Genomic DNA, 7,490 nt, shown 5'->3' on the forward strand with positions numbered 1-7,490 from the left:
GGGTTCTATCGCTGCTAAACGTCTGCCTTCTAGCTGCCGTTAATAATAGCTATTGGGTCGCTACTTACTTGTTGTTGATTAGGTTAAGTGACGAAACAAAGCCCCCGGTGGGGCTTTGTTTGTATTTCTAATCTTTGTTAGAATACTTTGGTTATGATTTTGGAGAGCATATATGAATAACGCATACTTTTTGATGAAAAAAGGTTTTACTTTAATTGAGTTGATGATTGTAATTGCAATTATCGGTATTTTGGCGGCGATTGCCTTACCTGCATATCAGGAATATGTGGGGCGAGCCCAAGCGATGGAGGCATTTACATTAAGCGATGGATTGCGTAATGAAATTGCTATATGGGCGGCAGAATATCATAGTTTTCCTGATGCAGCAGCCATTGCAAACAATGGTTATATTGGATCTCAAGCTGTTGTCCTAAAAGGAAAATACGTTTCGTCAGGTGGCGTGAGCGTCGGTAGTAATGGGCGGATTTTGGTCACTTTTGCAAATGGTAACTTATCTGGACAAACCATGGTTTTAACACCAACATTGAATATGGTGAATAATGAGCAGATTATCAAATGGAAATGTGGTTCGGATCCAGCAAACACCGTTCAGGAACGTTATTTGCCTGTGTCATGTCGTTGAGGTTGATTTAGCAATTGTGCTGTTAAGGTGTAACAATAGATAAATTCCACAGTAATGATTTCTTGTTGAGATTTGGTAATGCAAAAGTCTAATTATTCAAAAAAAACAACATATATATTTTATATTGTTAGCTTGGCCATATTTTTATATTTGTATTATCGGGTAATAAATTTCAATTATGTATGGGACGATACGATAGTTGTTTTACGAAATCCATTGCTGATGAGCCCAGAATTGACATGGTCACTGTTGGCACAGCCAGTATTGCAGGGAACAAGCTATTTTCGCCCTTTAGTATTTTTAAGTTGGTACATGGAACGGCAATGGTTTGGTCTAAATCCAGCTATTAGCCATGCCATAAATATAGTATTTCTATATGTAAGTACATTGTTTTTATACCATTTACTTCGACGACTGTTGAGCCGACAACCCAATGCAGAAGTATTAGCTGCGTTGGGTGCGTTGGTTTTTTTATGTCATCCTAGAAATGTCGAAGCTGCCGCATGGATTTCGGGTCGGTTTGATGTTTTTGCAACTTTTTTCTTGCTTGCGGGTTTGTATGTATTTATTTGTATTCAGAACAAATATTTTAAAAATCTGATAGTTGTATTGTGCCATTTGGCAGCATTGGCTTCCAAAGAGATTGGTATTCTGATGCCTGTGGTTTTGTTTTGTGTATGGATGCTCGATAAACACCAATCTAAACAGCCATGGAAGCCGGTAATATGTGAATTCTTCCAGAAAAATGTAACATTGTTGTGTTTGTTGGTGGTTAATTCAATTGTTTATTTGTATTTGCGATCACGCCATGCAAGTGGCATGATGCATATGGGAGTAACGTGGGAATTCATTTATCAAAGCTATTTGGTTTATCAATTGCCGACTATTGCTTTAAAAGAATATCTTTTTAGAACAGTTTTACCATTTTATAATATGGGGGTAATACTCCCTATAGAATATTTTATAACAGTATCCAATCAAATTATTTCTGCCGTAGTTTCTCTGGTCGTTATTGGCGGAATTATTTATGGTGCTGTGAAGCGATATACCATTATTTTTGCTGTGATTGCATATCTTGCAATGATTTCCTTGGTATTGTATTTGATTCCAATAGGAATAACCGGGATTACGCAAGATAGATTTCTGATGTCAGCCCTGCCCTTTTATTCTTTATTGATTGCTTATGTTGCGCAGCAATGCATTATTCATTTCAATCATATCAGGGCATGGTTTATAGGGTTATGTACATATATTTTTGTTATTGCACTAATTACTTTTCAAATTATTCCAACATGGTCTAACTCATTAATGTTCTGGTTGACAATGAGCAATTACCAAGAAAAATATACGAATGAATTTCATCCTATGCTTTTATTTGCGTATGCCCATTCTAATTTACCAGAAGAAATGGTCCAGCAACGTATTGATGAGCTAATTGCTAGAGAAAGGGCAGAAACGAAAAAAACAGGTACATTTCGCCCAATCGTTTATATTATGTATGCGCAGTATTTGATTCTGAAAAAAAATCCTGAAGGGTTGGATATCATGGAAGAATATATGGATGTATTGCATGAAATGAGATCTGCAGTTTCTCATGGACAGCTTATTCAGAACGAGGCTATACCAGATGCACAAATAGAAGATCTTTATACTTCATATGCACATGGTGCATTGATCATGAGAAATGATATTGAAAAAGCGGATGCCGCTTTACAGGAAGCAAAAAAATTAAGAACCGGTCCGGTAACGTTTAATGTATTGGTTTACGATGTAATATTTGATATTTTGAAAAATAGGCAGCCTGCTGCCCAAACTGAGTATCAAACCATTAGAGCAATGACTAAAACCGATGAAACGCAACGGAAGTCAGCAGTGGTCACCATTAACCGATTGGTCAATCAAGTTTGCGAAGCTAAAAAATTATCGGTCCCGGCCTGTCAGAATCTACCGTTTAATGTAGAGAAATTCTTTGCAGGGCAATAAAAATGGATGCGCAAGTCTTGAAAATTTGGCTGAAACTCCTGCGCCCGCATCAATACATTAAAAATACTTTTGTATTGATTGGCATATTGTTTTCGCATCATTGGGATATGCTTTCCATTGTGCAGGCTGCTTGGGCGTTTTGTGCATTTTCGGCAACGGCCAGCGCGGTTTATGTACTGAACGATATTGTCGATCGGAATGCGGATAGGGCGCATCCGACCAAATGTACACGCCCTTTGGCCAGCGGCGCGGTTAGTGTGCAGGCTGCTTTCAAATGTTTGTTTGGCCTGTTGGGATTTGCGTTCCTACCATCCATGTTGGCAGGTCAGGGCTGGTTGGTGTTGATTTTATTGATCTATCTGGTCATGAATATCATCTATTCGTTTAGCTGGAAGCATGTTGTTCTGGTGGATGTGTTTGTGATTTCGGCGGGCTTTATGCTGCGTATTCTGGCCGGAACGGTCGGTTTGGGCATTGAGCCTTCCGAATGGCTGTTGTTGTGCAGCATGATGCTGACTTTGTTTTTGGGCTTTTCCAAACGCACGTCCGAATTGTTGCAATCCGAAGCGGCAGGCCATTTTCAGCAGCAGACACGCAAAGTGCTGAACGAATACAGTCCCGTCTTACTGGCACAGCTCACGTCCATCACGGCAGCCTGCACGATTATCAGCTATGGTTTGTACACCGTTGCCAGCACCACCGTGCAAATTCACGGCACGAACCGCTTGATTTACACGCTGCCATTCGTTATTTACGGTATTTTCCGTTATCTTTATCTTACCCAGCGCCATGCCAAAGGCACGGACACCGCACGCGATTTATTGAGCGACCGCCATTTGCTGGTAACAGCCGTGATGTGGGTGGCCTGCACGTTTGGAATACTGGTATGAAGGCTGCGCCGTCTCAAAAAAGTAGCCTGCACTGGCAGCTGAATTTGGTTTTGCTTTCCGTTTTGCTGACTGTGGTGGTTTATGCAGGCGCTTCCATTTATGCAGGCTGGCATGATGTTGCCACCGTGATGCGGCAAGTCGGCTGGACAGGTTTGGCAGTTGCATTATTGCTGTCGCTGGGCAACTATGTGATACGTTTTGTCCGCTGGCAATATTATCTGCACCATTTGGGCTACCGTTTGGCAGCATGGCGCAGTTGGAATATCTATTTAAGTGGTTTCGCCTTGACCACCACGCCGGGGAAGGCGGGCGAGGCGGTGCGCAGTATGTTCTTGAGCAAGCACCAGATTCCCGCTTCCGCTTCATTGGCGGCATTGATTAGCGAACGTTTGTCGGATTTGATTGCCATTGTGCTGCTTTCGTGCATTGGCCTGCTGGAATATCCGGCCATGCGCGCGCCCATTATTGCCGCCATGATATTGCTGGTCGGTGTGTGGGGCGTGGTGATGTACCGCCCTTTTCTGGACAAAATGACGGCCATCACCCAAGGAAAGTCGCAGAAGTGGGCGCAAATCGTTAATAAAACCGTCCATATCTTATTGCAGGCGCAACGCTGCAATCAATGGCAGAAAGTCATTTTCACCACGGCTATCAGCACCTTGGCTTGGGCAATGGAAGGCTGGGCATTTTATCTGCTGCTGCACTGGTGTGGCTTTGATGTCAGCGTTCATTTCGCCTTTTTTGTGTACGCCGTGTCCATGTTGGCCGGCGCATTGAGTTTTTTGCCCGGCGGGTTGGGCGGCGCGGAGGCTACCATGGTGTCTTTGCTGTTCCTAAAAGGTATCGACCAACATTCCGCTTTGGCCATTACCATCTTTATCCGGCTGACCACGCTCTGGTTCGCCGTATTGCTGGGCGTACTGGCGCTGTGGCGTGAAAAACGCCGTTCACGTTCATAGTAATCTGCCCAATCGCCGCATCAAAAAAGGAACATCAATGAGCTATCCCGCGCTTTCTTGGAACCGCATTCCGCGTATTCGGCAATCCCATATCGAACCATTGACTACCGCCCGCTTCCCATCCAAAGCGCCCCAGCCTTTTCTGGCGCAAGGCAACGGGCGCAGTTACGGTGATGTGTGCCTGAACGCCGAAGGCACGTTATTGCTGACCCGTGGCTTGGACAAACTGGCGGCATTCGACCCGGAACACGGTGTTTTCCGCGCCCAATCGGGTATTTTATTGCGCGATATTTTGGCTTTGGTGGTGCCGCAGGGCTGGTTTTTGGGCACGGTGCCGGGCACTTCGCTCGCCACGTTGGGCGGCGCGGTGGCCAATGATGTGCACGGGAAAAACCATCATGTTGCAGGCTGCTTTGGCAATCATGTCCGCCGTTTCTGGCTGTTGCGTTCCAGCGGGGAGCTTTTGGAATGCAGCCGCGAGCAAAACGCCGCCCTGTTTCACGCAACCATCGGCGGTTTGGGGCTGACGGGTCTGATTACCGAAGTGGAAGTGCAGCTGACGCGCATTCAAAATCCGTTGATGTGGTGTGAAAACAGGGGCTTCAACCATTTGGACGAATATTGGCGTTTGAACGAACAAACACAGGCGCATTGGCCGTGTTCCGCATCGTGGATTGACTGTTTGTCGGGCAAACAGAAACTGGGGCGCGGCGTGATGTTTTTAGGGCAGCCTGCACCCGCGTTAGAACAGCCGTTTATGCGCCCGAAAAAATCCGTCAGCTTTCCGTTCGATATGCCGTTCTCGCTGGTCAATCCTGTCAGCCTGGCCGTGTTCAACGAATTGTATTTCCGTAAAAACCACCGCGACAAAGCCTTTTTTTCGGATTACCAAAGTTTCCATTTCCCGCTCGACAGCATTTTGCACTGGAACAGGATGTACGGCCGCAAAGGCTTTTACCAATACCAATGCGTACTGCCGAAACACAGCGAAAAAGACGGTATCCGCGCCCTGTTGCAGGAAATCCAGCAAAGCGGGCAGGGGTCTTTTTTGGCGGTGCTGAAAAGTTTTGGCGACATCGCCCCCGAAGGCCTGCTCAGTTTCCCGCGCCCGGGCACGACGCTTGCTTTGGATTTTCCGGACGGCGGAGAAAAAACCCTGAAATTATTCGAGCGATTAGATGCGGTGGTGCGCGAAGGGCAGGGCGCACTGTATCCCGCCAAAGACGCACGGATGCCGCGCGATTTGTTTGAGCTGGGTTACCCGAAACTGAATGAATTTATGCCGCACATCGACCCTGCGTTCCAGTCACATTTTTGGCAGCGCATGGGCTTTTAAAAGCAGCCTGCACTTTCCCCAATCAGCCATAGAAAAGTTAATTAAATGAACTCACTAAATAAAGTCGTTATTTTTGGCGCAACGTCCGGTATTGCCGAACAGGCGGCGCGGCAGTTGGTGCGCGAAGGGGCATCTGTGTTCTGCGTGGCCAGAAATGCCGAAAAACTGGACGCGTTGCTGACCGATTTGCGTGTCCGCGGCCAAAGCGGGCAGCATATTGCAGGCTGCATTGCCGATTTGGACGATGTGGCGCAGCACGAAACACTGTGGCAGGAAGCCAAAAGCAGCCTGCACGGTTGCGACGGCGTGCTGTTGGCACAGGGCGTGCTGCCGAATCAGGCAGAATGCCAGCAATCAGGTAGCCAAACCTTGTCCGCCATCCACACCAACGCACTGGCGCCCATTCATCTGCTCACATTGATTGCCAACGATTTTGAAGCGCAAAAACAAGGCACAATCGCCGTTATCAGCAGTGTGGCGGGCGACAGGGGGCGGCAGAGCAATTATGTTTACGGCGCGGCCAAAGGCTTGCTGACCACCTTCCTGCAAGGCCTGCGTAACCGCTTGTTCAAAAGCGGCGTGAGCGTCATCACCGTCAAACCCGGCTTCACGCGCACGCAGATGACCGCGGGCATGAATCGCGAAGGATTTTTGTGGGCGGATGCGGACGAAGTGGCGCGCGGCATTGTGAACGCTATGCGCAAAGGCAAAGACGAAGTCTATTTGAAACCCGTCTGGCGCGTGGTCATGACCGTTATCAAGCTGATTCCCGAAACGATTTTCAAACGGTTGTCCTTATGATTTTATCGGAACGGCTGCAACGCGGCAGGCAGGCGGAAATACCGTTTGTTTTTTTTGATTTTGACGGCACATTGACGCGCTCGGACACGTTCATGCCGTTTCTGCACCATTGTGCAGGCTGGCGTTATTACCCGAAACTGCTACTGGTCGCCCCCGTATTGGCAGGCTATTTGACCAAACTGGTGGCCAACGACGTGGCAAAAGAAGCTGTATTGACTGCATTTTTGCGCGGTTGCACGGAAACGCGGTTGGAAAAAGCAGCCTGCACTTTTGTGCAACAAGAATTGCCGCACCGCCTGTTGCCCGAAGGAATGCAGAAACTGCACGAACACCAACAGCAAGGGCATTACTGCATTCTGGTCAGCGCATCGCCCGAACTGTATTTGACCGAATGGGCAAAGCAGCAGGGCTTTGACGGTATTTTGGGGACACAATTGGCGGTTTCGGACGGAAGGCTGACGGGAAAATTATCAGGACGCAACTGTTTTGGCGAAGAGAAAGTGGTGCGTATCGAAACGGAATACGGGAAAGATTGCTGGCATAACAGTTTTGCATACAGCGATTCCGACACCGATATGCCGTTGCTGAAACGCGCAGCCAACGGTTTTTTATGGAACAATCACACATTTCAACAGATATAGGATGATTTGATGGATACCCAGCAACAGAAGGCGAAATTATCGCCGAAATATATATTCCCCCTCATATTGTTTGCCCTAAGCATTTCCTTCATCAACACCGCCTGGGTGGCGGAAGACGCCTTCATCACCTTCCGCGCCGTCGATAACCTGCTGGCCGGACACGGCCCCGTATGGAATATCGGCGAACGCGTACAAGTCTATACCCACCCGTTATGGTATTTACTGTTAAGCATCGGC

At 47.2% G+C, this 7,490-nt stretch carries 8 protein-coding genes; all 8 read left to right on the forward strand.

Annotated elements, in window-relative coordinates; all coding sequences use genetic code 11:
• Positions 1-172 precede the first annotated feature (172 nt).
• Positions 173-643, forward strand: a complete 471-nt coding sequence (locus HMPREF9098_RS08225; protein ID WP_003783807.1) for a pilin — start codon at positions 173-175, stop codon at positions 641-643.
• A 222-nt stretch (positions 644-865) separates the two neighbouring features.
• A complete protein-coding gene (locus HMPREF9098_RS08230; protein ID WP_147285381.1) occupies positions 866-2,626 on the forward strand; it encodes a putative glycosyltransferase family protein in 1,761 nt (586 codons plus the stop codon).
• A gap of 2 nt (positions 2,627-2,628) precedes the next feature.
• Positions 2,629-3,516: a decaprenyl-phosphate phosphoribosyltransferase gene (locus HMPREF9098_RS08235; protein WP_003783810.1), complete on the forward strand. Its 888-nt coding sequence runs from the start codon at positions 2,629-2,631 to the stop codon at positions 3,514-3,516.
• Positions 3,513-4,475, forward strand: a complete 963-nt coding sequence (locus HMPREF9098_RS08240; RefSeq protein WP_003783812.1) for a lysylphosphatidylglycerol synthase transmembrane domain-containing protein — start codon at positions 3,513-3,515, stop codon at positions 4,473-4,475. Before HMPREF9098_RS08235 ends, HMPREF9098_RS08240 begins: the two co-directional genes overlap by 4 nt.
• Positions 4,476-4,512: 37 nt before the next feature.
• Positions 4,513-5,811, forward strand: coding sequence for an FAD-binding oxidoreductase (locus HMPREF9098_RS08245; protein ID WP_003783814.1), 1,299 nt, complete (start codon positions 4,513-4,515; stop codon positions 5,809-5,811).
• Positions 5,812-5,856: 45 nt separating this feature from the next.
• Positions 5,857-6,612 carry an SDR family oxidoreductase gene (locus HMPREF9098_RS08250; protein ID WP_003783816.1) on the forward strand — a complete coding sequence of 252 codons (756 nt, stop codon included), beginning with the start codon at positions 5,857-5,859 and terminating at the stop codon, positions 6,610-6,612.
• On the forward strand, positions 6,609-7,253 hold the full coding sequence (locus tag HMPREF9098_RS08255) for an HAD family hydrolase (RefSeq protein ID WP_003783817.1): 645 nt from the start codon (positions 6,609-6,611) through the stop codon (positions 7,251-7,253). The genes HMPREF9098_RS08250 and HMPREF9098_RS08255 overlap by 4 nt, the downstream gene beginning before the upstream one ends.
• A 9-nt stretch (positions 7,254-7,262) precedes the next feature.
• The coding region (locus HMPREF9098_RS11965; RefSeq protein WP_003783818.1) for a hypothetical protein at positions 7,263-7,490 on the forward strand (228 nt) is incomplete at its 3' end.

Origin of the sequence: Kingella denitrificans ATCC 33394, assembly GCF_000190695.1 — a bacterium.
Classification (GTDB): domain Bacteria; phylum Pseudomonadota; class Gammaproteobacteria; order Burkholderiales; family Neisseriaceae; genus Kingella_A; species Kingella_A denitrificans.